This window comes from Polaribacter sp. L3A8 (assembly GCF_009796785.1).
In the GTDB taxonomy this organism is placed as follows: domain Bacteria; phylum Bacteroidota; class Bacteroidia; order Flavobacteriales; family Flavobacteriaceae; genus Polaribacter.
Window position 1 is genome coordinate 2,270,287 of record NZ_CP047026.1, and the last position, 23,719, is coordinate 2,294,005.

Sequence of the window (23,719 nt, forward strand, 5' to 3'; positions counted from 1 at the left end):
AAGCGAGTAGTAAAAGCCTTACCTTATGCAACGTCCAAAACCTACTCCTTAAACCAACTTGAATATTTTACATAATTATTTGCAATTCTATCGATTTCGCCTGAAATTAATTCTTCAGAAATGTCTTTTACTTTTTTAGCAGGAACTCCAGCATAAATACTTCCACTTTCTACAATTGTATTTTTGGTAACTACCGCTCCAGCGGCAATAATAGAATTAGATTCTATTACACAATCATCCATAATAATTGAACCCATACCTACCAAAACATTATCGTGAATAGTACAACCGTGCACCAATGCATTGTGCCCAATAGAAACGTTATTACCAATGGTTGTTGGCGATTTTTGATACGTTGCATGAATAACCGCTCCGTCTTGAATATTGACTTTATTACCAATTTTTATAAAATGCACATCTCCTCTTAGCACTGCATTAAACCAAATGCTACATTCTTTTCCTAGAGAAACTTCGCCAACAATAGTTGCATTTTCGGCTACGTAACAATCTTCTGGTATTTGCGGATAATTCCCTCTTACTTCTTTTATAATTGCCATAATTTAAGTTCTAAAAATGAACTATAAATTTACTTAAAATAAGATAATAAATTCGCTTTTTGAGAGGCAGAAACTAAAATTTCTTTTCCGTTAGAAACAAGTACGCTTCCTCCTTTCCCCTTTTTATACTTGGTTATGGCATTTACATTTACCAAGTAAGATTTATGAATTCTGGCAAACGTATATTCCGTTAAAGCTTCTTCGAAATATTTTAAGGTTTTGCTCACTAATTTCTTAGAATTTGCCAAATGAATTTCGGTATAATTATCGTCTGCTTTACAAAAAACAATGTCATTTATATCTAAAACCTCAAAACCATCTTGTTGCGGAATGGTAATTTTACCGGTTGCCGAATTTGTTTTTGGCGCTAATATTTGATGTTGTAACTGGTTTTCTTTTTCCTTAATTTCTGTAACAATATTTACCGCTTTTATCAGCTCATCAATAGAAATTGGTTTTAGTAAATAATAGCTTGCATGACTGTTTAAGGCCTCTATTGCATAATGATCGTAGGCGGTTACAAAAACGGTTTCAAAGGTTCTGTTTTCTACTTTTTCTAATAAATCGAACGCATTACCAAAAGGCATTTCTACATCTAAAAACACCAAATCTAATTCGTGTTCTTGTATTAATTTGTAACCATCATCAATATTACTTGCCTCTCCCAATAACTGAACATTAGGGCAATATTTACCAATATAATTTCGCAAAATATCTCTACTAATTTGCTCGTCTTCTACAATGATTGCTTTTAATTTCATTCCTTTTTTTTGTTATTACTCAGAGATACACAGAGCATCTTCACAGAGATTCACCGAGTTTTTACTGTTTTATTTGTGTTATTTCGCAGAGATACACTGAGGTTTCTTTATTTGAATTTTCATCAGAAATAGTATAGGTTTTCACGAACGAGTATGTTTCTTTTTAAAATAATTCTCAGTGAAACTCAGCGTCTTTCTCTGTGAATCTCTGTGTTACAACTACTTTTTTTTCAACAACAATACTACTTTGGTTCCTTCTCCGTTTTCTATAACATCAGAAACCTCCACAGAAACTCTATCTTTATACATATCATTTAAAATAGCAATTCTATTTTTTATATTATTCATTCCTTTAGATTTCTGTTTTAGCTGATTTTTCGTCTTTAATTCTTGCGATTTTTCCCGTCCAATTCCATTGTCTGTTATGGTAACAGAAACTGTATCATCATCTTTTTTATCGATAGAAACAGCTAACTGCCCAATCTCTTTTCTATATCTTAATCCGTGCCAAATTGCGTTTTCTATATAAGGTTGCAACAACATTGGCGGAATAGAAAATTGTTTTAAATCGATGTTTTCATCCACAGAAATCGTATAATCGAATTTATCCTTAAAACGATTATGCTCTAACTTTACATACAATTCTAGCAGTTCAATTTCTTTGGTTAAGGGAATAAAATCTTCATCAGAATTTTCTAAAACAGCACGCATTAATGAAGAAAATTCAGACAAATATCTGTTTGCATTTCTTTCATCATTAACAGCAATAAAACTATTTACAGAGTTTAAAGCATTAAAAATAAAATGCGGATTCATTTGAGAACGCATCGATTTTAATGCCAACAAATTATTGGCTAATTTCTGTTGTTTAATATTTCTAAACATAAAATACGCTAACAAACTCATCAATAAAAAACCACCAACTAAAGAGTAAATAATCATTCGTTGTTTTTGATTACTTTCTTCAGATAATTTTTGATCTATATACGCCAAACTAATTTTACTTTCTGCCAATTCTTTGTCCTTTTCTAAACTAGAAATTCGGTTTTGATTGTCTGATATTTTCTTAGAAAACCTTTTTACTTGCTGAATTTCTTGCTCTTTTTGTATGTAAGATTCATCTACCAACTTTACATAATCTTGGTAACTTTTTAAAGCCTTGTCATACGCACCAACAGTTGCATATACTTCAGATAATTTTCTGGTAGCATCTTTTTCTATGGTAATGTCTTTCTTTTCGTCGGCATCTTTTTTACTTTTTTCTAAAAACGGAATTGCTTTTTTATAGTCTTCTTTTAAAATATAAGCGTTACCAATCTTGTAATTTATTTTTTGAGAAGTAATCGAATCTGGTTCTAAATTAAGTTTCTTTTCTGATGTTTTATGACTCTCAGCCTTAATTAAACTTTCTTTTCGTAGTTTAATTTCATCATCAAACTGACGATTAGAATTGTAAAAATCGGCTACTTTATCTTCCTCTTCTAAAGATCTGTCTACATTTTCTTTGGCGGCTAAATTCAGTGAATTATTAAACTGAATATTTGCTTCTGCAACATTTCCTTCAGATGCAAAAACAGTTGCCAACTTAGAGTTTAAATCGGTAATTTTAGAAGTAACCAAACGCTCTTTGGCGAGTTCTAAAGATTGTTTATAATACGTTTTAGCGGTGTTGTATTTTTTTGATGAAAAATCTACATCTCCCAAACCTTCTAAAACAAGAATACGCTCATAATTGCTTAGTTTCTGGTTTAATAAATTAGTGTATGTATTTTTACTTCCTTTAAATTCTTTTAATAAAAACTGAGCATTTGCTAAAGCAATTTCTGTGGCAGTATTTTCCTTTATTTGAATAGATAATTTATAATTATTGACCGCTAAATCGTACTGTTTCCAATACAAATAAACATCTGCTAAGGTTTTATAAGAAACAGCATTTCGTTGTTTAGATTGATTATTCTGCAACGCTTTTTCTACAAAAGACAAACTTAAATCGATATCTTTTTTCTTGTAAAAATTTACCGAATCTAAATATTGATGATAAAGATCTGTTGCGCTAATCGATTTCATTTTACGAGAACTTTTACTAAGAACAGCTTCTCTTTCTGCAGGTAAACCTTCTACCAAAATCTTTATTTCTTCATCCGATTTTATCGTATAATAAACCGTTTCAAAATCTGGATGAGAAACCCTTAACTGATCGCCTACTTTGGCCTTTATTAAGTAATAACTATAAATCTCATTATAATTAAAATACTTACCGCTTACAAAAACCTCTGCATTTTTAATATAATCCCCAGAGTCTTTATTTTCTACAACAACCTCTACATCGAATTCATTGTTTTGCAAACCTGTATGTATTTCTTGTGCAGAAACAGTTACAAATAAGCATATAAAAAGGCAGGTTATGTAATTTCTTAAAATCATTTTGTTATTTAATACTGTAAACATACACACAAAAAAGCATCAAAAAAAATAGCTAATCTTCTAATATATCCATTTTACTTATTAAAAATTAAGGTTTACTCATTTTGATTTCCCTTTCACTCAAGCAAAAGGAGGTTTTACTCATTGGCTGTTTTTTAAGAATTAAGTTGGTGTTAATATTGACTTATCAAAAACAACCAAACTTTTAATCATTTATAAAACATTAAAACAATCTATCATGAAAAAAATCGCATTAAAAGTCGTATCCGTATTACTCTTATTTGTTTCCATCAACAACTTTGCTGTAGACAAGCCATCATCAGAAAAAACAAAAAAACAAACTATTAAAGTCGCTTTACTACTAGACACCAGTAGCAGTATGGATGGACTGATAAACCAAGCAAAAGCACAACTTTGGGAAATTGTAAACGAACTTTCGTATGCTAAATACGGCATTGAAAAACCGAATTTAGAAATTGCTTTGTATGAATATGGAAACTCTACTTTATCTTCTAGAGAAGGATATATTAAACAAGTGTTGCAGTTTAGTAATGACTTAGATGAAATCTCCGAAAAACTATTTTCTTTAACTACAAGTGGAGGAAATGAGTTTTGCGGACAAGTAATAAAAACGTCTTTAAACGAACTTTCTTGGGGCGAAAATAAAAACGATTTAAAAATAATTTTTATTGCAGGTAACGAACCTTTTACACAAGGTAAAATCAATTATAAAGATGCTATTACAGACGCAAAAGAAAAAGATGTAATTATCAATACGATATTTTGTGGCAACTATTCTACCGGAATTTCTGGAATGTGGAAAGATGGTGCCGATTTGGGGGGTGGCGATTATATGACCATAAATCAAGATAAAAAAATTGTGCATGTAGTAACTCCTTATGATGATGACATTATCATTCTAAACAAAAGATTGAACAAGACTTATATTTATTACGGAATCAATGGATATTCTAAATTTTCTTCTCAGAAAGAACAAGATATGAATGCTGAATTTTTAGATGAAGTGGTTATTGTTAAACGTGCCGTTAGTAAAAGTTCTCGTTTGTACGACAATTCTTCTTGGGATTTGGTAGATGCTGATAAAAAGCAAAAAGTAGATTATAATAAAATTGAAAAAGAAAAACTGCCGAAAGAATTACAAAATAAATCTGAAATTGAAATTAAAAATTATGTAAAATCGAAAGCAAAAGAACGAACTGAAATTCAGCAAAAAATTAAAGAATTAGATGCAAAAAGAAGAAGTTTTATTGCTAAAAAACAAAAAGAAGGCAGTAATAAAAATGAGCTAGACAATGTTATGATCAAGGCTATAAAAAGACAAGCAAAATTAAAAAATTACGCTTGGTAAAAGGTAATATTGCAGCTACCTAGAGCATTTCATAGAGATTCACGGAGAAAAAACATTAGACCTTCTCTATGAGTCTCTGTGATTTTACTCTGTGAATCTTTCTGTTATAACTATACTTATTTTACACCTCAATTGAAACCACCAAACCTTCGTTACTTCTTACATTAAAGACAGTTTCGTCTTCAAAAATTAAATATTGTCCTTTTATTCCAACCAATGTTCCTGTATAAGTTGGCGTTTTAATTAAGTTTAAACTTTTAGGTTTTAAAGGATATTTTACAACCGGAAAGTTAATATGTGTCTCAACATTATCTTCAATAAAATACTGTTTTGCTTCTTCTGGGATAAACTCTTTTAATCGATCTCTCCATTCCATTAAGCTTACATCTTCAACGTCATTCTTTAACATTTTACGCCAATTGGTTTTATCTGCCACATAATCTTTTAAAGCAACCTCGGTAATACCTGCTAAATAACGGTTGGGAGTTTCTACTATTTCAATAGCTTCATGCGCTCCTTGATCTATCCAACGTGTTGGCACTTGTTGTTTTCTTGTAACACCAACTTTTACATTGCTAGAATTTGCCAAATACACAATATGTGGCTTTAATTGCACTGCTTGCTCATAAGCCAAATCTCTATCTTCTATGCCTAAATGTGCTTTACTTAATTCTGGTTTCATAATCCAATCTGCAGCACTAGGAATCTCAAAAAAACAAGATTTACAAAAACCTTGTCTATAAATTGTCTTTTCTAAATGGCAGTTTAAACATTCATAAGTAATAAACTTTATTGTTATTTCTTTATTTAACAACTGATTCATGTTTATAAAATCAGTTTTCATATCTAAATAATACTGAATTTGTTCTGCATTTTCAGTCATCATTTTTTTTAAAACTCCTTGGTAAATCATCGCACAAATTTTAGTATTTTTAAACTTCGGTTTTAAAACGATAATTGTTCTAAAATCGTTCAAAACAAACTTACGAATTTCTATGGCTTTTCAAATTATCAATTCTATAATTTCTTGGTTTTTAAAGAAACGGAAACATCAAATAGAACTATTTTTAAAATACCCTATTGATGTACAAAATGAATTATTGTTAAAGCTTGTAAATACCGCTAAAAACACAGAAATTGGTAAAAAACATAACTTTGCTAGTATAAAAAATCATAAAGATTTTTCAAAAAATGTTCCTATTCAGAAATATGAAACTTTTGAACCTTTAATAGAACGATGTAGAAAAGGCGAGCAAAATTTATTTTGGCCAACAGAAATTGAATGGTTTGCAAAAAGTAGCGGAACCACCAACGCAAAAAGTAAATTTATACCTGTTTCTGATGAAGCTCTTGAAGATTGCCACATGAAAGCAGGTAAAGACATGTTGTGTAATTATATAAACAACAATCCAGATACGCAGTTATTTACAGGTAAAGGCTTAAGATTGGGTGGCAGTTCTGAAGTATATCAAGATAATGGTTCTTATTTTGGAGATTTATCTGCAATCATCATAGAAAACATGCCTTTTTGGGCAGATTTTAGCTCTGCTCCTAGTCAAGAAGTTGCTTTAATGAGCGATTGGGAAACAAAAATGGATGCTATTATTGATGAAACCATCAACGAGAATATTACCAGTTTAGCAGGCGTACCAAGTTGGATGTTAGTTTTACTAAACCGTGTTTTAGAACGTTCTGGTAAAGACAATATTTTAGAAGTTTGGCCTAATTTAGAAGTCTATTTTCATGGAGGTGTAAACTTTAATCCCTACAGAGAGCAATACAAAAAAATTATACCCAAACAGCGTTTTAAATATTACGAAATTTACAATGCTTCCGAAGGATTTTTTGCCATTCAGGATAGAAATAACTCCAAAGAATTATTGTTGATGTTAGATTACGGAATATTCTATGAATTTATTCCGATGAGTGAATACAAAGGTGAAAACTCGAATACAATTACACTTGCTGATGTAAAAAAAGACATCGATTATGCTTTAATTATTACTACAAATGGTGGTTTATGGCGTTATTTAATTGGTGACACCATTCGTTTTACATCTTTAGAACCATACCGAATTAAAATTACAGGACGTACAAAACATTATATAAACGTCTTTGGAGAAGAATTAAACATCGAAAATGTAGAAGATGCTTTAAAACTAGCTTGCGAAAAAACAGCAGCTACCATTTCTGATTATACTGTTGGACCTATTTTTATGGAAGGTAAAGAAAAAGGTGGTCATGAGTGGATTATAGAATTTAGTAAAAAACCAGATTCTATGGGGTATTTTTCTGAAGTCTTAGACAACGCCTTAAAATCTATAAACTCAGATTACGAGGCAAAACGCTATTTAAACATTACTTTAATGGCACCAAAAGTGCATCAAGCAGAAGAAGGTTTATTTTACAGTTGGCTTAAGAAAAAGCACAAATTAGGCGGGCAACATAAAGTACCAAGATTATCTAATTCTAGAGATTTTCTAGAAGAATTATTACTCTTAAAAAAATCTTAAAATTATTTTTATTTTTACTTAATAGGCATGATTTTTGATAAATGAACATAGATTTCATCAACATCAAAAAAAGCCTTACTATGATTAAAAAAGTTACTTTTATTTTATTTCTTTTTTCTTTCAGTTTCACATCAAATGCACAAATTTTAACCATCGTTAATACAGAAACTAAAGAACAATTAGAGCAAGTAACTATCTTTAATAAAGAAACTAACGATTACGTTACAACAAACGGAAAAGGACAAGCAGATATTAGTGATTTTAAAAATACTAAAGAACTAGAAATACGATTTCTTGGTTTTAAAACACAAATTAAAAGCTACCAAGCGTTAGAAAAAAACAACTTTCTGGTAAAGTTAACTCCTACTATTTTAAGAATTGATGAAATTGTTATTTCAGCGACCAAATGGAAACAGAAAAAATCTGATTTAGCCTCTAAAGTGAGTATTATTTCTCCGAAAGAAGTAGAATTAATGAACACACAAACCGCCGCAGACTTACTTACAGTTTCCGGAAAAGTATTTGTTCAGAAAAGTCAACAAGGTGGTGGAAGCCCAATGATAAGAGGTTTTGCTACCAATAGATTGTTATACACCATTGATGGAGTTAGAATGAATAACGCCATTTTTAGAGCGGGTAATATTCAGAATGTAATTTCTTTAGATCCTTTTACAATAGAAGAAACAGAGATTATTTTTGGACCTGGTTCTGTTATTTACGGAAGTGATGCTATTGGTGCTGTTATGAGTTTTAAAACGTTATCTGCAAACTTATCTTTAGATGACGAAACCTTAATTACTGGTAAAGCAATTACACGCTTCTCTTCTGCAAATGAAGAAAAAACATATCATGCAGATTTTAATTTAGGGTATAAAAAATGGGCGTTTGTTACCAGTTTAAGCTACAATGATTATGGCGATTTAAAAATGGGAAGCAATGGACCTGAAGAATATCTAAGAAATTCTTATGTAGAAAGACAAAACAATCAAGATGTTGTAATTACAAACAAGGATCCTAAAATGCAAGTACCTTCTGGCTATACGCAAACCAACTTAATGCAAAAAGTACGTTTTAAACCTAATGAAACTTGGAACTTTGAATATGGTTTTCATTTATCTGAAACCTCTAGCTATTCTAGATACGACAGACATTTAAGAACAAAAAAAGGAGATCCTCGTTATGGAGAATGGAGCTATGGCCCACAAAAGTGGATGATGAATAATTTTGAAATCAATAAAAAAGGAGCGAGTTCTTTTTATGATGATGTTACTTTAAGATTAACCTATCAAAAATTTGATGAAAGCAGAATTAGTAGAGATTTTAATGATAACGGAAGAGAAACAAGAACAGAAAGAGTAGATGCCTATTCTACCAACTTAGATTTCTCTAAAAGTTTAAGTAGAAAAAGCAAATTATTTTACGGGGCAGAATATGTTTATAATGATGTAAATTCTAACGGAGTAAACACAAATATTGACACCAATGTTTCTGTAGAAGGACCAAGTAGATACCCAGATTCTAACTGGTCTTCTTTAGGTATTTATGCTTCTAATCAGTACGATTTTTCTAAAAAATGGGTTTTGCAATCTGGTTTACGTTATAACTTTTACAGTTTAAACGCTACGTTTGATACCACATTTTATCCTTTACCATTTACAGAAGCAAAAATAAATGACAGCGCATTAACAGGTAGTTTAGGTTTGGTTTTTAGACCTAAAGAAGATTGGTTGTTAAGTGCAAACTTCTCTACTGCTTTCCGTTCACCTAATGTAGATGATGTTGGTAAAATTTTCGATTCAGAACCTGGTTCTGTAGTAGTTCCCAATCCAGATTTAAAAGCAGAATACGCTTACAATACAGATATTTCTGTTGCTAAAACTTTTGGCGATTACTTAAAAATAGAAGTAACTGGTTTTTATACCAATTTAAAAGACGCTATGGTAAAAAGAGATTTTACGTTAAATGGCGAAACCGAAATGATGTATGACGGAGAATTAAGCAATATACAAGCAATTCAAAATGCGGCTGTAGCTAATGTATATGGTTTTCAAACAGGTTTTGAAGCTGAACTAGGAAGTGGAATTGGATTTTCATCAACAGTGAGTTATCAAAAAGGAGAAGAAGAGTTAGACAACGGAGACACCAGCCCTTCTAGACACGCTGCTCCTTGGTTTGGTACAACTAGATTAACTTATAATGCAAATAAATTAAAAGCACAATTATACGCAGACTACAGTGGTTCTGTTGCTTATGATGATTTACCTGATAGTGAAAAAGCAAAAGATTATATCTATGCAATTGATGGTAATGGAAACCCATATTCGCCTTCTTATTTAACATTAAACTTAAAAACATCTTATCGATTTACCGATAATTTATTAATTTCAACGGGTTTAGAAAACATCACAGACAAACGTTATAGACCTTATAGTTCTGGAATTGTTTCTCCTGGCAGAAATTTTGTAATCTCTTTAAAAGCTACTATTTAATCTAAATTTTACGTTCTACAACGTAATCGATCATTCTTAGTAAAGAATCTTTATATGCAGATGTAGGGAAATCTTCTAAAATTGCCAAAGCTTTGTTTTTGTAATCATTCATCTTGGTGGTTGTATACTCTATACCACCTTTTTCTTTTACAAAAGCAATTACCTCTTTAACTCGTTTTTTATTTTTGTTATGTTTTTTAACAGAATTAATCAACCAAGATTTCTCCTTTTTAGAACAGTTATTTAAGGTGTAAATTAAAGGCAATGTCATTTTTTGTTCTTTAATATCAATACCTGTAGGTTTGCCAATATTGGCTTCTGTATAATCAAACAAATCATCTTTAATCTGAAAAGCAATACCAATATACTCACCAAATTTTCGCATTTTTCGAACACAATCTTGATTTGCACCAACAGAAGCAGCTCCAATACCACAACAAGCAGCAATTAATGTTGCTGTCTTTTTTCTTATTATATCAAAATAAACGGCTTCTGTAATGTCTAACTTTCTGGCCTTTTCTATTTGCAGTAATTCACCTTCACTCATTTCTCTAACAGCAATAGAAATTAATTTTAGCAAATCGAAATCTTCATTATCTATGGATAATAACAACCCTTTTGATAATAAAAAATCTCCCACTAAAACCGCAATCTTATTTTTCCAAAGTGCATTTACAGAGAAAAAACCTCTACGCCTGTTACTATCATCTACCACATCATCATGTACCAAAGTTGCTGTGTGAATTAATTCTACCACAGAAGCACCACGATAGGTTCTTTCATCAAAACCACCATTAGAAACCATTTTTGCTACCAAAAAAACAAACATTGGTCGCATTTGTTTCCCTTTTCTACGAACGATATAATAGGTTATCCTGTTTAAAAGCGGAACTTTAGACAACATAGATTCTTTAAACTTTTCTTCAAAGAGTTCCATTTCATTTTTAATGGGAAGTTTTATAAGCTCTACTGGTTTCATTAACGACTGTTTATCCTGATAAAAAACCAAAAGTAAAGAAATAAATTAAGATGTTTTTGTTTGAAACCTTAATCTTTTAAAACGGATATTTATTATTAATTTTTAGGATAAAGTAATTAGCGATTATTACAAGAACAATCTTTTTTTACTTACCTAATAAATCTATTTAATTCGTATTGAATTTTAAATTTCGATTATCTTTCGCTTTTAAAAATTACAAATTAAATTACTATGCAAAATATTCATTTCCCGGTTACTTTCGAGTTTAAAATATCTACGTTCGCCAACGATTTTACAGCAAAAGATAGTAGCGGAAAACCGATTGCTTATGTGCGTCAGAAAATGTTTAAGCTAAAAGAAGATATTAGTATTTACGAGAATGATACCAAATCTAAATTAAACTATAAAATTAAAGCTGATAAATGGTTAGACTTTTCTACTGCTTATTCTTTTTTTGATGAAAAGGATAAAGAGTTTGGAAAAGTGGCTAGAAAAGGATGGAAATCTCTTTGGAATGCTCATTATGAAATTATTGACCAACATGAAAAACAGCAATATGTAATTAACGAGAAAAATCCTTGGGTAAAAGTATTAGACTCTTTACTTGGTGAAATTCCTGTTTTAAGTTTCTTTACAGGATATCTTTTTAACCCAACTTACCTAGTTAAAAATAACGAAGGTAAAACGGTTGTTGAACTTAAAAAGTTAAAGTCCTTTTTTGGTAGAAACTTCGAGGTTTCTAAAATTGGAGAACTAGATAGCGATGATGACGATAGAGTGATGCTTTCTTTAATGATGTTTGTCTTATTAGAAAGAAGAAGAGGTTAAAACCAACATCTTAAAACATAAAAAAAGCGCTCAACAGATTTTAAAATCTGTTGAGCGCTTTTTATTTTGTGTATAATTTTCTAAACAGAAATATTAAGATTTATTTGCTAATTGTCCGCAAGCAGCATCAATATCTTTACCTCTACTTCTTCTTACATTTACAGTAATATCATTCATTTCTAAATTAGAAATATAATTGTTTATTGCAGAAGAACTAGCTTGTTGAAACTCGCCATCATCAATAGGGTTGTATTCTATTAAGTTTACTTTACAAGGCACTGCTTTACAAAATGCTACTAATGCCTTTATATCTTCTTTTTTATCGTTAATACCATCCCAAACAATGTATTCGTAGGTAATTTCTCTACCTGTTTTTTCGTACCAATATTCTAAAGATTCTTTTAAATCTTTTAATGGAAAAGTAGTATTAAAAGGCATAATTGTAGTTCTAACCTCATCGATTGCAGAGTGTAAAGAAACAGCTAAATTAAATTTAGCGTCTTCATCTGCCATCATTTTAATCATTTTTGGCACTCCAGATGTAGAAACTGTAATTCTTTTAGACGACATACCTAAACCTTCTGGAGAGGTAATCATCTCTATAGATTTCATCATGTTTTTATAGTTCATTAAGGGTTCTCCCATTCCCATAAAAACAATGTTTGTTAATTTTTTATTATAGTACAATCTGCTTTGTTGGTCTATTACTACAACTTGATCGTAAATTTCATCTGGGTTTAGATTACGCATTCTTTTTAAGCGCGAAGTTGCACAGAATTTACAATCTAAACTACAACCAACTTGACTAGAAACACAAGCTGTTGTTCTTTTTTCTGTAGGTATTAAAACAGACTCCACAATTAAACCATCGTGTAATTTAATTCCGTTTTTTATGGTTCCGTCTTTACTTTTTTGCATAGAATCTACTTTGATATGATTAATCACAAAGTTAGCTTCTAACATTTCTCTAGTTTCTTTAGAAATGTTTGTCATTGCATCAAAAGTATGTAAAGACTTACTCCAAAGCCATTCATACACTTGGTTTCCTCTAAAAGCTTTATCGCCATTTTCTACAAAAAAATCGCGTAATTGTTCTTTAGTTAAGGCTCTTATGTCTTTCTTTTTATCCAAAATAATTATTATTTAAAAAAATCAAAGTTTAATGATTAAAAATTGACCGCTGCAAAAATACGTATATAATTTGAGGTTATACCTTTTGTTGGCAAGTAGGTTGCGTTAGCGATTACTCATCCTTTAATATTGTTATTGAAATCGTGAATGCTTTGCATTTGAAATGGAAATCCTTTTGTGAGGTACGAACAAAAGATTGTAGTGTAAAGCGCGACCTTTTTAGGGAACGCCCAAATAAAAAAAAGGTTGATAATTTAATAATTATCAACCTTTAAATTTTAAATTCTTAAAAGAATTATATAATTAACATAGCGTCTCCGTAAGTAGAGAATCTATATTTTTCTTTAATTGCTTCTTTGTATGCTTCCATTACAAAATCGTAACCACCAAAAGCGGCTGCTTGCATTAATAATGTAGATTTTGGAGTATGAAAGTTTGTAATCATTGCGGTAGCGATACTGAACTCGTGAGGTGGGAAAATAAATTTATTGGTCCAACCTGTAAATCCGTTTAGTTCACCTTTAGATGAAACTGAAGATTCTATAGTTCTCATTACCGTTGTACCTACTGCACAAACTCTTCTTTTTTCTTTTTTAGCTTTGTTTATTTTATCTGCAGTTGCATCTGAAATATCAATCTGTTCAGAATCCATTTTATGCTTAGATAAATCTTCTACTTCTACTGGGCTAAATGTACCTAAACCAACGTGTAATGTAGTTTCTGCAAATTCTACTCCTTTAATTTCTAAACGTTTCATTAAATGTTTAGAGAAGTGTAAACCTGCTGTTGGCACTGCTACTGCACCTTCGTGCTTTGCATAAATAGTTTGGTAACGTTCATCATCTATAGGTTCTACATCTCTACCAATTGCTTTTGGTAATGGTGTTTGACCAAGTTCTAATAATTTTGCTCTAAATTCTTCGTAAGAACCATCAAATAAGAAACGTAAAGTTCTTCCTCTAGATGTTGTATTGTCTATAACCTCTGCTACTAAACTATCATCGTCTCCGAAAAATAATTTATTACCAATTCTAATTTTTCTTGCCGGATCTACTAAAACATCCCACAATCTATTTTCTGCGTTTAATTCTCTTAATAAGAAAACTTCTATTCTAGCGCCTGTTTTTTCTTTGTTACCAAACATTCTTGCAGGAAAAACCTTGGTATTATTTAACATCATAACATCTCCTTCTTCGAAGTAATTTATAACATCTTTAAAAACTTTGTGTTCTATGGTACCTTCTTTTCTATTAAGAACCATTAAACGAGATTCGTCTCTGTGTTCTGCAGGATATTTAGCTAAAAGCTCTTCGGGTAAATCAAATTCAAAATGCGATAATTTCATATGTCTATTTGCTTATAAAGTGCGCAAATATACGATATCGGAATAGGCGTTGTCAAGTGTTTGACCGTTTATTTATAGTTTATCTATTTTAATACCAATTTGTTGCATGTCGTCCCAAAATTTTTGATATGATTTTGTAACCACTTCTGCTTCTAATATTTTAATAGGAACTCTTAATGCCAAAGGCGCAAATGCCATTGCCATTCTATGATCTTTATACGTTTTTATAGAAATATTTGAGTTTACGGTCGCAGAAATTTCTAAATGTAAACTTTTGTCTGTTACAGAAATAATGGCTCCTAAATTGGTTAACTCGTCATTTAAAGCAACTAATCTGTCTGTTTCTTTAATTTTTAACGTGTGTAAACCACTTAAATTACAGGCAATATTTTCTGCAAAACAAGTTACTGCAATGGTTTGTGCAATATCTGGTGCGTTTTTTAGGTCTATTTCTAAGGTTTCTTTTTTAGTTTCTTTTACTTTTTTAAGGGTGATGAAATTCTCACCAAAGATAGTTTCCACTCCAAAATGCTGATAAATTTCTGCCAAACAAGAATCTCCTTGTAAGCTTTCTTTTTTATATGCCGATAAAGAAATTTCTGATCCAATATCTGATAATGCTATAATTGAATAAAAATAACTAGCAGAAGACCAATCTGATTCTACAACAACAAGTTGTTTTTCTATTGATTTTTTAGGATTCACTTTAATGAAGTTTCCTTCAAAATTAGTTTCTATACCTAATTGATTCAACAAACTCAACGTCATGTTTATATAAGGAACCGAAGTAATTTTACCCAATAACTCTATTTCTAATCCGTTTTCTAGCTTAGAAGCAATCAATAATAAAGAAGAAATATACTGGCTACTTACGTTTCCGTTAATCTGAACTTTATCTGTTGTAATTTTAGATCCTTTAATTCTAATTGGCGGATACCCTACTTTATCTTCATAAGAAATAGTTGCTCCTAAATCTTTTAAAGCATTCACTAAAATTTCAATCGGTCTATTTTGCATTCTTTCAGAACCTGTTAAAACCACTTCTCTACCTTCTTTTACGGCAAAGTATGACGTTAAAAAACGCATTGCTGTACCTGCATGACCAATATCTACTGTTTCTTTATCTGTAGAAAGGGCATGTTGCATGTGCACAGAATCGTCTGAATCTGATAAATTCTCAATAGAAATTTCTGGAAATAAATTCTGAAGAATTAACAATCTATTCGATTCACTCTTAGAACCAGAGATTGTTATTTTCTCATTAATCTTTTTATTACCTACAACATTTAACAATATATCCATTTCCTAAAATTCTATAAATTAGTTTTTCACTAAGCGTCAAAGTTACCATTCAAAAGAAATATAACAAAGTTTATTTCCTTTAAATAAGTGTAAAAATTCACCTCTTTTATTAAGAATTAATAGAGATATCGCTCTTTAAATCCAATTCAATTGCATTTTCTAAATCTAGTAAATGCTGTTTTCTAACTTTTAACTTTGTTTCGGCGTGTGCTTTCTTATTTAGTTTGGCAAACATACCCGCTACTTTTATAGCTGTTGGCAATAGATGAGTATCAGGAACAATCATATCTAAAAAACCTGCTTTTACGGCATCGTTAGGATTATAAATTTCAGCATTATTTACACTTCTATTTAAATACACTTCAGACAATCTAGATTTTGCAATTGCAATTCCGGCATTGTGCATCGTCATACCAATCATCACTTCATTTAAACCTATTTTAAAATCGCCTTCGGTACCAATTCTATAATCTGCAGAAAGCAGTAAAAAAGCTCCTTTAGCAATGGCATGCCCAGAACATGCAACAATAATTGGTTGCGAAAAAGACAACATTTTTAATGATAGCTGAGATCCTTTTGTAACTAATTCTTTAGCTGTTTCTGGCGATTTTGTCATCACTTTTAAATCGAATCCTCCAGATAATATTCCTTTTTGACCTGTAAGAATTACTACTTTATTTTCTGCTGCTGCTTTATCTAAACCTGCATTTAATCCCGCCACAACTTCATGCGAAATTGCATTTGCTTTTCCATTATTAATCGTAATTAAAGCGTAATTTTCTTCTGATGTATATGTAACAAATTCATTCATTCTATCTATGTTTTTTATCGACTTACAATATAATTTAAAAATACAACACCAACAATTCATGGTACATAATTCATTTTATTTGGGCGTTCCCTTACAGGTCGGGCTTTGCGCTACAATCTTTTTAAATTTGTCATTGATAATAAAGCTTTTTCTGCTTTATGTGGCAATCTCTTTTAGATAAACAGATTGCTTCGTTCCTCGCAATAACGCATTTCTAAAACATTTAAAAAGGATTTTCACTGCAATCCCTAACGCGATCAATCTACCCCAATAAAAACTCTTAAAAAGATATTAAAAAATAAAATGAGTCAAGAATCAAATCTTTTGAGCTAATCTAAACTTTTAATCTCCCATAAATTTGTGGTATTATAAGATGTGAAACAATACGCATCTCAAAACAATCTATTGGAATTTAAAATGAAAATGATACGATGAAGTACACAGAAAAAATTTCGAACAAATTAAATGAGTTATTAGAAAAAAATTACGATGCAGAAAAAGGGTATTTAAACGCTGCAAAAAATGTAGAGAGTGCTAAATTAAAAATTTTCTTTAAAAATAGAGCCTCAGAAAGAAGTCAGTTTGCAAAAGAACTTAGAACTGAGATTTTATTACACGGACAAATACCAGAAGATAGTGGTACTTTTAAAGGAACAGTGCATAGAAATTGGATGACACTAAAGTCTCTATTTAGCGCAAATGATGAAGTGGCAATTTTAGAAGAAGCAATTAGAGGAGAAAGGGCCAATTTAGAAGAGTACAAAGAAATATTATTAGAAGATGCTTTTGCTCTTTCTACTAGAAAAATGATAGAAGAACAGCAACAAAAAATTCAAGCTGCTATTAATTTACTAATGGTGAAGGAAGAGTTAGCCTAATCATAAAATACAAATAGGCTGTAACCTATTATTCATGTTTTTATAAGATACTTTAAAAGTCAATTCTTAACTGAGTTGACTTTTTTTTGGTGATTCTTTTAAGATACAGCAACTATTAATAGCGTCTATAAATTTAACAAACAGTAAAACATCATAAAATAATTCCAATTTAATTTGTTAAATAATGATTGCTTAACATCAAATTTATTCTAATCAGCTACTTTTACTTATTAACCCCCTTTCATTATGAATAATACGATTCGACCTGTTAATAAAGATTTTGAAGAATTCGATCTTTTTACAGCCCTTAAGAATTTAAATATACAGTACAACGAAGAAGATATAATAGAAATAGATGTAAAAAAAAATGGGTACATCTACCTACCATCAAATAAAGATAATTATATATATGAAGTAGTTTCTGGCGGAGTAAAATTAGGTGGATATTCTGACGATGGTGATAGTTTTATTTATGAAGTTTTACCATCTACGGAATTCTTTGGCAACTTAAAATATTTAAATGGACAGTTTCAAGAATATGCAAAAGCATTAGTAGATAGTAAAATTAGATTATACAATTTAGATTTTTTTAAAACACTCATAGTAACAAATCCAATCATTACAAATTGGTTTATTTCTTACCTTGTAAAAAGATGGTGCTCTGCAGAATTAAAGTTAAAAAACATTAAAGAAAAGCAAATTGAAGAAAAAATAACCGCTCTTCAAAAACAACTGAATATAGAAATCATAGATACAAAAGGAACTCCTTATCTTCTTTTTAATGTTTTATCAAAAAAAGATATGGGTGACCTTATTGGGGTCACCCGTCAAACTGTTGCTTCTATACTAGAAAAACAATTAGCCTTTTAAAATCCCTGAACATAAAACCCTTTCTTTAGCCTTAAAATTAAGTTTAAGTAACACAATATATTTCGTATTCTACATAAAAAAACTCTAATTTTAAGAGTTGTATGCAAAGGGCATATTACTCGTAAGACCTTTATAAATTATTATAAAGGATAAACTTGTACTATTTTTTGTTGTAACGTGTTATCTCCACGCATTTCCATTACAACCTCTTTTTTATCAAAATTAATTTTTAATACCCCAAAACTTTTTTTGGAAACAACGCTACCTACTCTTGCAGGATTGTATTCTTTAGTAAAGTTTTTACTTGCGTGTGTCATCCCACTCGATGTAAAATCAATTAAAGGATAGGTTAAGCCGCTTACTTCTTCTTTAGAAAACTCCGATATATGACGATCTCCAGACAATAAAATAACATTATTAGCTTTTGAAGATACAATTACATCAAGTAGTTTTTTACGTTCTAACGGAAAGTTTGCCCACTTTTCATAAGGATGTTTTTCTGCAATTACCTGTACACTACTTAAAATGATATTAAATTTTGCAGCTGAATTAACCAACTCACTTTCTAACCAAGCCCATTGTTGTTCTCCTAAAATAGTGCGATTCTCTTGAACACCATTTACACTTTCTTTGTTTATACTTGTTCTAAAATAACGAGTATCTAACAAAATAATTTTTACAGATCCTTTAGCTGTTTCTATAACTTCAGAATGATACACCCCTTCTTTTTTTCTTCTTGGAGAATTTTTATCAACTCCCAAAAAATTCAACAATAGTTCCTGACTTTTTTCTTTTTTAGGATATTCTACACCAGCATCATTGGCTCCAAAATCATGATCATCCCAAGTTCCCAAAACTTTAGTTTCTTTTAAAAGGTTTGCATATCCTTTTTGCTTTTTTTGAAGATTATAATCTGCTTCCATTTTATCCATATTCTCTGTGTCTGCATAAATAATATCTCCTCCCCACAACCATACATCTGGATTTAACCCAGCAATATCATCCCATAACAGATTCGTTTGATCTGGTTTATTACAAGAGCCAAAAGCAAGTACAAAATCTGCTGTTTTTTCTTTTGATGACTGCTTAAAATAAGCTTTATTTTCACTTGATTTAGAAGTTGTTTTACAAGACAAAACTGTAAAAACAAGAAGTACTATGATAATTTTTTTCATTTTTTATTTAATTATAAATGTTGTTATTACTGGTAAGTGATCACTAATTTCCCTCATTTTTTGTGGCATAAAAAGTTGAGGTACTTCCGCAGAATTCTCTTTATATTCTTTGTACATATTGGTATTTATCAACATATAATCTAACCTACGTTTAGGATCATCAGAAGTATGTGTCATTACCGTTTCTGGCAATGGATCTATAAATTTTTCTCTCTTTCTTTTTTCATTTAAAAATAAATTAATCTCCTCGCTTCCTTGTACACTATTAAAATCTCCAACCACTAAAATATTTTTGTTTTTGTCTTCTTTTAAAAAACGTTTAAATTGTTGTTTTAAAAAATTAATCTGCCCTTTTCTCATCGCGATGTTTCTTTCTCCTCTACCTGCTTTTAAATGGACACCTGTAAGTAAAAAATTATAACCTCCATTAGGATACACCTCAACAGACCACATTCTAGTATTTAACGTATTTTGTGTCTCTGGAGCTCCTTTATCGTTTTTATATTCTAACACAGGAGTGGTTACATTTCCATAACCATAAATAACACCTAATGGAAATTTACTCATTACAACTACATTCATATACCAACCATGACTCGGTACATCTGCAAAATATATGTACCCCATATCTTCTAAACGATTACTAGCAATACTTCTTAAAAATTTTGCACTTTCAAATTCTTGTAAAACAACAACATCTGCATCTATATCCTTTAAAGAGGCAACTAAATAAGCAACCTTATTTGACATTAAAGAATCTGGTTTATTTTCTCTTTTTGAATCTATATAAGGATCATCAAAAGAATCTACAAAATGTTCTACGTTCCAAGAAAGCACTTTAAAACTATCTTTTTTAGGAAATTGATATTCAACAGGTCTTACCTCTCCATGGTGCTTGGCTATGTAGTTTTCTTTAGAGAAAAAAGAATCATTTTCTATTAAGTTTTTAGACCCAACACATCCTGTTAAAATTAAAAAGACGATACTATAAATACTATTTTTCATAAGCTATAAATATAAAAGGGGCTCGATAGAGAAATACCCAACCCCATAAAAACAAACTATTCTTTTAATTAAATGAATATCTCACCCCAACTTGCAACCTCCAAGGAGTACCATTAATAAGCTCTGTACCAGCACCCGTTTGTACATTATACTCATAACTGCTTGTTGCCTGATCGAAACCATTAATATTCATAAAATCTCTATTTCCAAAATTATGACTACGTCCCCATTCTTTATTTAATAAATTCATAAAATTAAAAACATCGGCAGAAAGCTCTAAAGAATGTTTATCATTAGATAGATTAAACTTTTTCTGAAGACGAAGGTCTACGGTTGCACTAAAAGGATTTTTCCCTCCATTTCTTTCTGCAAAACCACCAAAACTTTCTTTTAAATACTCTTTAAATCCTTCTGATGTTTCTGGATCATTTAAAACTTCATTATAACTATCTTTAATGTATTGTGGTGTATTTGCATCACTTGGATCAAAAACATATGCAATTTCATTACTTAAATTAAAATCTCCGTTTGCACTTCTTCCTCCACCAGATTTTAAAGAATACCTTGTACCTCCTGTACCTACAATTGTTGCTCCTAACGTAAACCCTTTCCAAGTAGGGCTTGCTCCATTTACGACAATTTTAGTATCAAAATGATTGTCTGAATACCCATAATTTAAATCTCTTGGATCTCCAGAAACAGGAAGAAATGTAGATGTATTTGCTACACAACAGTTGTATGATGAGTTGTCTTTTGATTGATTTACAGTAAAACTTGCGTTTACATAACCATCTTCTCCTATTTTAGCAGACCCCTCTACAACTAACGCAAGGTTATCTAAAATGCCATCAGAATTTAAAACCAACGTTCTACCTACTAAATCAGAAACTCTAGATTTTGTCCAATCTGCACGACCATTCTCTGCAATAGTATTTGCTGGCACAAAAACCTCTCTACCTTGTGGCGTTACAAAATAAGGTTCTGCCACTAAATTGGTTTCTTGATACACGTAATTATTTTTAGTGTGACTAAAAACAGCATTAACTCCTAAGCTATATCTATCTCCAAAAAAGTGTGTATAATTTATATTTGCTTTATAGATGGTAGGTACTTCAAAATCTGGACTCACAGCATTTATTGTTGAAAACGGAGTAACTCCCGCTGGTACACCTGGTACAGTACTTGGATCATTTCTGTAGCCAATAAAATCTGGAGTAGGTACATCTGCTCCTGTAACATCAATAGCACCTAATAAAGTTCCACTATTCTGAATGTTATTTACTTGTGCATAATAATGTGGTTGCGATGTAAATACACCTCCACCAATTTTTAAAATATCGGTATCATTTCCTTTGATATTCCACGTTAATTGAAATCTAGGTTGAATGTTATCAAAATCTTCTGGTTTTTCATCTGTACGAATTCCTAATTCTTGATATACCAAAGGGTTAAATTCTGCTGCATCTACAAATGCTGTTGCATCATAACGTATACCACCCGCAAAGTTTAAATTCGGATTTATATCAAATTCTACCTGACCAAAGAAAGACAAATCTAAAACAGTTTGTTTTACTAAAGTAGACCCTTGTAAAGGTACTTCACGAGCGTATCTAGAAGGATTTAAATTATCAAAATCATCTAAAGAATCAAAGAAAAAACGACCATTTTGCTCATTAGACAACTGTGTTTCTAAAGAGGTTATTAAATTATCTGTACCTAAAGTAAAGTTAAACTTCCCTACATTAATATAAGTTGTATTAGATAGCTGAATTTGATTTTCTAAATTGGTTTCTGGCGTAAATCGTTGTCCACCTAATTGTATGCTTTTACTGCTAGTATTACCATTAGGCAACACAGAAGCTACTTGTACAATGGCTCTTGGAATATTTTGTGATGGCAATTCTGAATTTGGACTAAAAATACGTTCTGCACGTTGATACTGTACTTTAAATTCATTGGTAACACGAGATGAAAAATTAGAACGTAAAGAAAGAAACATACTATTTTCATGAGACACAAAATCTGAATAAGACTCTGCTACTTCTACATTAGAATTATCACTAACACTAAAAGGGTTATCCCATTTATTATAAAGGTTTCTAAATGTTAACCTATGTTTATCATTAATTTGCCAATCTAATCTTAAAAATAAATTATTTGCCTCGGTAACTCTATCAAATTGACCTACTTGCTTTGAGTTACTTAAACCATACTTGTCTCTACCAATTTGTAAAAAACGGTTTAAACTACTTTCTGAAACTCCCAAACGATTCGCATCATCATCATTTTGAATATTTGCAATAAATTGAGGATCTCCCGCATCTTGTCTTTCGTACACTAAGAAAAAATGTAATTTATCTTTAATTAAAGGTCCTCCAATACTTAACCCAGATTGAGAGTTATAAAAATCGGCATCTCTTTTTTGTCCTTGTATGGTGTATTGACTCTGAAGATTGTCTGCTCTATGATAAAAAAAAGCACTTCCCTCAAATTCATTGGTTCCAGATTTTGTTACCGAAGTAATAGATCCTCCTCCTTGGCGCCCTTGTGTTACATCATAATCATTTGTAGAAACCTCAAATTCCCTAATCGCTTCTTGAGAAATTGTGTAAGGTCCTCTACCAATTTCACCTGCTGTAAGTGTATTTCTAAAATTAACACCATCAATAGTTACATTTGTAGAAGTTCTTCTTTGTCCTCCTAAATTAAGACTTCCGGCTCCTTGTAAGGGCGATAAACTTGTAAGTCTGGTAAAATTTCTTCCTTCTGATGGTAAATTTTTAATTTGTCCAGCACCTATTTTTGTAGAAGCACCTGTTTGCTGAATTCTTTTTACAATACTATTAGAAGAAACAACAATTTCATCTAAAGAAGTAGCAGATTCTTGTAACAAAAAATCTATTGTAATTACATCACTTAAGTTTAAAGTAAAGCCTTTTTTAACCACATCTTGAAACCCAAGGTATTTGGCTGTTACATTATAAGGTCCACCTAAAGGTAATTGCTGAATTTTATAACCTCCAGATTCATTTGTTATAGTACCTGAGCTAAACCCTGTTGAAATATTTTTAACAATAATAGTAGCCCCCATTAGTGGCTCTCCGCTACTATCTTTTATAATACCTCTTATAGAAGCATTGGTTGCTTGCCCAAAAGACTCATGAGCATTTAAAAAAAATAAACCAAAAGCCATCATTAAACAAATGGTTATACGAATTTTTACTACTGATAATTTCATAAGATATGTTAGTTTTAATAAGTACCAAAACTAGACTTGGATAC

The 23,719-nt window shown here is 30.8% G+C and carries 18 protein-coding genes; 6 read left to right on the forward strand and 12 right to left on the reverse strand.

Annotated features, from left to right (window positions below):
* Positions 1 to 41: 41 nt before the first annotated feature.
* From GQR92_RS09400 to GQR92_RS09410, 3 genes are all read right to left on the reverse strand, one after another.
* Positions 42 to 557 carry a gamma carbonic anhydrase family protein gene (locus GQR92_RS09400; protein ID WP_158839018.1) on the reverse strand — a complete coding sequence of 172 codons (516 nt, stop codon included), beginning with the start codon at positions 555 to 557 and terminating at the stop codon, positions 42 to 44.
* A gap of 29 nt (positions 558 to 586) precedes the next feature.
* Entirely contained in the window at positions 587 to 1,318 is a 732-nt protein-coding gene (locus GQR92_RS09405) for a LytR/AlgR family response regulator transcription factor (protein WP_158839020.1), read from the reverse strand.
* 219 nt (positions 1,319 to 1,537) lie between these two features.
* The gene (locus GQR92_RS09410; RefSeq protein ID WP_158839022.1) at positions 1,538 to 3,742 is read right to left on the reverse strand and encodes a tetratricopeptide repeat-containing sensor histidine kinase; all 2,205 of its coding nucleotides are present in this window, start codon (positions 3,740 to 3,742) and stop codon (positions 1,538 to 1,540) included.
* A gap of 238 nt (positions 3,743 to 3,980) precedes the next feature.
* Here GQR92_RS09410 and GQR92_RS09415 point away from each other — a divergent pair, with 238 nt between their 5' ends.
* Positions 3,981 to 5,111: a vWA domain-containing protein gene (locus GQR92_RS09415; protein WP_158839024.1), complete on the forward strand. Its 1,131-nt coding sequence runs from the start codon at positions 3,981 to 3,983 to the stop codon at positions 5,109 to 5,111.
* 121 nt (positions 5,112 to 5,232) lie between these two features.
* Here the strand turns inward: GQR92_RS09415 and GQR92_RS09420 are convergent, their stop codons facing one another.
* Positions 5,233 to 6,024, reverse strand: coding sequence for a DUF2797 domain-containing protein (locus GQR92_RS09420; RefSeq protein WP_199269122.1), 792 nt, complete (start codon positions 6,022 to 6,024; stop codon positions 5,233 to 5,235).
* An 82-nt stretch (positions 6,025 to 6,106) separates the two neighbouring features.
* Between GQR92_RS09420 and GQR92_RS09425 the strand changes: the two genes are divergently transcribed.
* The gene (locus tag GQR92_RS09425) at positions 6,107 to 7,624 is read left to right on the forward strand and encodes a GH3 auxin-responsive promoter family protein (RefSeq protein WP_158839025.1); all 1,518 of its coding nucleotides are present in this window, start codon (positions 6,107 to 6,109) and stop codon (positions 7,622 to 7,624) included.
* An 80-nt stretch (positions 7,625 to 7,704) separates the two neighbouring features.
* A complete protein-coding gene (locus tag GQR92_RS09430; protein ID WP_158839027.1) occupies positions 7,705 to 10,113 on the forward strand; it encodes a TonB-dependent receptor in 2,409 nt (802 codons plus the stop codon).
* Position 10,114: 1 nt separating this feature from the next.
* On the opposite strand, the gene GQR92_RS09435 is transcribed toward GQR92_RS09430, so the two are convergent.
* The gene (locus GQR92_RS09435; protein ID WP_158839028.1) at positions 10,115 to 11,092 is read right to left on the reverse strand and encodes a polyprenyl synthetase family protein; all 978 of its coding nucleotides are present in this window, start codon (positions 11,090 to 11,092) and stop codon (positions 10,115 to 10,117) included.
* Positions 11,093 to 11,323: 231 nt separating this feature from the next.
* On the opposite strand from GQR92_RS09435, the gene GQR92_RS09440 reads away from it, so the two are divergent.
* Positions 11,324 to 11,920 carry a hypothetical protein gene (locus tag GQR92_RS09440; RefSeq protein ID WP_158839030.1) on the forward strand — a complete coding sequence of 199 codons (597 nt, stop codon included), beginning with the start codon at positions 11,324 to 11,326 and terminating at the stop codon, positions 11,918 to 11,920.
* Between the two features lie 93 nt (positions 11,921 to 12,013).
* Here the strand turns inward: GQR92_RS09440 and rlmN are convergent, their stop codons facing one another.
* From rlmN to GQR92_RS09460, 4 genes are all read right to left on the reverse strand, one after another.
* Entirely contained in the window at positions 12,014 to 13,051 is a 1,038-nt protein-coding gene (rlmN, locus tag GQR92_RS09445) for a 23S rRNA (adenine(2503)-C(2))-methyltransferase RlmN (RefSeq protein ID WP_158839032.1), read from the reverse strand.
* Between the two features lie 295 nt (positions 13,052 to 13,346).
* Complete coding sequence (queA, locus tag GQR92_RS09450) at positions 13,347 to 14,396, reverse strand: tRNA preQ1(34) S-adenosylmethionine ribosyltransferase-isomerase QueA (protein WP_158839034.1); 1,050 nt, start codon at positions 14,394 to 14,396, stop codon at positions 13,347 to 13,349.
* A gap of 72 nt (positions 14,397 to 14,468) precedes the next feature.
* Complete coding sequence (locus GQR92_RS09455) at positions 14,469 to 15,698, reverse strand: 3-phosphoshikimate 1-carboxyvinyltransferase (protein ID WP_158839036.1); 1,230 nt, start codon at positions 15,696 to 15,698, stop codon at positions 14,469 to 14,471.
* 109 nt (positions 15,699 to 15,807) lie between these two features.
* Positions 15,808 to 16,509, reverse strand: coding sequence for a crotonase/enoyl-CoA hydratase family protein (locus GQR92_RS09460; protein WP_158839037.1), 702 nt, complete (start codon positions 16,507 to 16,509; stop codon positions 15,808 to 15,810).
* A gap of 431 nt (positions 16,510 to 16,940) precedes the next feature.
* Here GQR92_RS09460 and GQR92_RS09465 point away from each other — a divergent pair, with 431 nt between their 5' ends.
* Together GQR92_RS09465 and GQR92_RS09470 are read left to right on the forward strand one after the other, a co-directional pair.
* Positions 16,941 to 17,387: a ferritin-like domain-containing protein gene (locus GQR92_RS09465; protein WP_158839039.1), complete on the forward strand. Its 447-nt coding sequence runs from the start codon at positions 16,941 to 16,943 to the stop codon at positions 17,385 to 17,387.
* 246 nt (positions 17,388 to 17,633) lie between these two features.
* Positions 17,634 to 18,257 (forward strand): Crp/Fnr family transcriptional regulator, encoded by a 624-nt coding sequence (locus GQR92_RS09470; RefSeq protein ID WP_158839041.1) that lies wholly within the window; start codon positions 17,634 to 17,636, stop codon positions 18,255 to 18,257.
* Positions 18,258 to 18,397: 140 nt separating this feature from the next.
* Here GQR92_RS09470 and GQR92_RS09475 read toward each other — a convergent pair whose 3' ends face one another.
* From GQR92_RS09475 to GQR92_RS09485, 3 genes are all read right to left on the reverse strand, one after another.
* Positions 18,398 to 19,432, reverse strand: a complete 1,035-nt coding sequence (locus GQR92_RS09475) for an alkaline phosphatase D family protein (protein ID WP_158839043.1) — start codon at positions 19,430 to 19,432, stop codon at positions 18,398 to 18,400.
* Positions 19,433 to 19,435: 3 nt separating this feature from the next.
* The gene (locus GQR92_RS09480; protein ID WP_233269819.1) at positions 19,436 to 20,437 is read right to left on the reverse strand and encodes an endonuclease/exonuclease/phosphatase family protein; all 1,002 of its coding nucleotides are present in this window, start codon (positions 20,435 to 20,437) and stop codon (positions 19,436 to 19,438) included.
* Between the two features lie 64 nt (positions 20,438 to 20,501).
* On the reverse strand, positions 20,502 to 23,675 hold the full coding sequence (locus GQR92_RS09485; RefSeq protein WP_158839045.1) for a TonB-dependent receptor: 3,174 nt from the start codon (positions 23,673 to 23,675) through the stop codon (positions 20,502 to 20,504).
* Positions 23,676 to 23,719 lie beyond the last annotated feature (44 nt).

What these genes read in the sequence shown, in the direction of transcription:
- GQR92_RS09400 (WP_158839018.1), bottom strand. Translation starts at nt 557, where the DNA reads ATGGCAATTATAAAAGAAGTAAGAGGGAATTATCCGCAAATACCAGAA.
- GQR92_RS09405 (WP_158839020.1), bottom strand. Translation starts at nt 1,318, where the DNA reads ATGAAATTAAAAGCAATCATTGTAGAAGACGAGCAAATTAGTAGAGAT.
- GQR92_RS09410 (WP_158839022.1), bottom strand. Translation starts at nt 3,742, where the DNA reads ATGATTTTAAGAAATTACATAACCTGCCTTTTTATATGCTTATTTGTA.
- GQR92_RS09415 (WP_158839024.1), top strand. Translation starts at nt 3,981, where the DNA reads ATGAAAAAAATCGCATTAAAAGTCGTATCCGTATTACTCTTATTTGTT.
- GQR92_RS09420 (WP_199269122.1), bottom strand. Translation starts at nt 6,024, where the DNA reads ATGATTTACCAAGGAGTTTTAAAAAAAATGATGACTGAAAATGCAGAA.
- GQR92_RS09425 (WP_158839025.1), top strand. Translation starts at nt 6,107, where the DNA reads ATGGCTTTTCAAATTATCAATTCTATAATTTCTTGGTTTTTAAAGAAA.
- GQR92_RS09430 (WP_158839027.1), top strand. Translation starts at nt 7,705, where the DNA reads ATGATTAAAAAAGTTACTTTTATTTTATTTCTTTTTTCTTTCAGTTTC.
- GQR92_RS09435 (WP_158839028.1), bottom strand. Translation starts at nt 11,092, where the DNA reads ATGAAACCAGTAGAGCTTATAAAACTTCCCATTAAAAATGAAATGGAA.
- GQR92_RS09440 (WP_158839030.1), top strand. Translation starts at nt 11,324, where the DNA reads ATGCAAAATATTCATTTCCCGGTTACTTTCGAGTTTAAAATATCTACG.
- queA (WP_158839034.1), bottom strand. Translation starts at nt 14,396, where the DNA reads ATGAAATTATCGCATTTTGAATTTGATTTACCCGAAGAGCTTTTAGCT.
- GQR92_RS09455 (WP_158839036.1), bottom strand. Translation starts at nt 15,698, where the DNA reads ATGGATATATTGTTAAATGTTGTAGGTAATAAAAAGATTAATGAGAAA.
- GQR92_RS09460 (WP_158839037.1), bottom strand. Translation starts at nt 16,509, where the DNA reads ATGAATGAATTTGTTACATATACATCAGAAGAAAATTACGCTTTAATT.
- GQR92_RS09465 (WP_158839039.1), top strand. Translation starts at nt 16,941, where the DNA reads ATGAAGTACACAGAAAAAATTTCGAACAAATTAAATGAGTTATTAGAA.
- GQR92_RS09470 (WP_158839041.1), top strand. Translation starts at nt 17,634, where the DNA reads ATGAATAATACGATTCGACCTGTTAATAAAGATTTTGAAGAATTCGAT.
- GQR92_RS09475 (WP_158839043.1), bottom strand. Translation starts at nt 19,432, where the DNA reads ATGAAAAAAATTATCATAGTACTTCTTGTTTTTACAGTTTTGTCTTGT.
- GQR92_RS09480 (WP_233269819.1), bottom strand. Translation starts at nt 20,437, where the DNA reads ATGAAAAATAGTATTTATAGTATCGTCTTTTTAATTTTAACAGGATGT.
- GQR92_RS09485 (WP_158839045.1), bottom strand. Translation starts at nt 23,675, where the DNA reads ATGAAATTATCAGTAGTAAAAATTCGTATAACCATTTGTTTAATGATG.